The organism is Vibrio sp. 10N.222.48.A3, from assembly GCF_041475345.1.
Taxonomy (GTDB): domain Bacteria; phylum Pseudomonadota; class Gammaproteobacteria; order Enterobacterales; family Vibrionaceae; genus Vibrio; species Vibrio tasmaniensis_A.
The window spans coordinates 1-1262 of sequence record NZ_JBFRVX010001393.1 but is presented as its reverse complement, the minus strand read 5'-3'; the positions used below and the strand labels follow the sequence as shown (position 1 = coordinate 1262).

The following is a 1262-nucleotide window of genomic DNA, read 5'->3' as shown; positions in this document are numbered from 1 at the left end:
TTACCGACAAAGACAACCGCTCAGCCTTGACCTTACAAGGTCAAGACATTGAAGACGTCAAAGAGAAGATGGAAAACCTCAATCGAGACGTCGATCGTTTGATGACGAGCAACGAAAATACGATTTCGCAAATGAAGAAAGAGAACGAGATCTTACGCGAGGAATTACGCCAACATCAAGAAGCGCAACGCACCATCGCCTTGCCATCAACCCAATCGCTACCCTCAAAGGAAGCCGGTCACCTCACCGTCATGGGAGAGCCTGCGCCGTTTGGCTCGCGCCCACTTCCTCCCAAACCTTTGCCCTCTTACGCCACTAATGATCTGCAAAAAGAGAGCTTTCAATACAGCAAAGCCGATAAGGCCTCGTTTGATGACCAAGGGCAAGCGTTTGACTCGTTTGATTTTTTTTGGACAGCCTCCTCAGAGTCAGCGTACCAACGAACCGTCGACAATTACGTCCCGTCGGGCACCTTTGTGACCGCCAAAATCACCGGTGGCGCCGATGCCAATGCCGGGGCGTTCGGCCAAAGTGATACCGCCCCCATCGTGTTTCAAACCGTGCATGAAGGCGTGTTGCCCAATGGAGAAAAGAGCCACCTCAAAGACTGCACCATCATTGGGAGCGTGTACGGTGACCTTTCTTCCAATCGCGGCGTGGCGCGCACTCATACCCTCAGCTGCATTCGGGACGGTCGAATTTTAGATATCCCCGTTCAAGGCACCGTCTTTAACTTTGGGCGCAATGGCATCCGTGGCACCTCGATTTTACGTAACGGCAAAATCGTCCAAATGGCGGGGATCTCAGGCATCTTAACCGGACTGGGTGAGACCGGGGCGGGCTTGGCCAGCACCACCTCAACCTCAGCGCTTGGCTCAACGTCGAGCCTCAACAGCAAGGATGTGGGATTAAGTTTATTGGGCAATGCCACCTCGGACGTGGGGAGTAAGCTTTCGGATTACTACATTGCCTTAGCCGAGTTATATCACCCCTTCATCGAAATCAATCCAGGGGGCATCGTGAATATCGTCTTTACGAAAGGGTTCCCTCTGGATGATGAGGAAGCGATCAAACGCTATGTTGATCATCAGACAAAAGAGCAAGAGCAAGCAAAACCAGACACCCTTTTAGAAACCATCACACTCAACCCTCTCGCGGCAGAAGTTAACCAACAATTAAATTAAGGTCGGCTTTTATGACTATCAAACTTTTCACAGCGCTGCTTATTAGCCTACTAGCAGGTTGCTCTGCGGGCTTTCAAG

General features: G+C 51.2%; 1 protein-coding gene. It reads left to right on the top strand.

The annotated features are described in order from the left end of the window. A partial coding sequence (locus AB4653_RS26620; RefSeq protein ID WP_372105729.1) for a TraB/VirB10 family protein occupies positions 1–1184 on the top strand: 1184 nt, incomplete at its 5' end. Between the last annotated feature and the right edge of the window lie 78 nt (positions 1185–1262).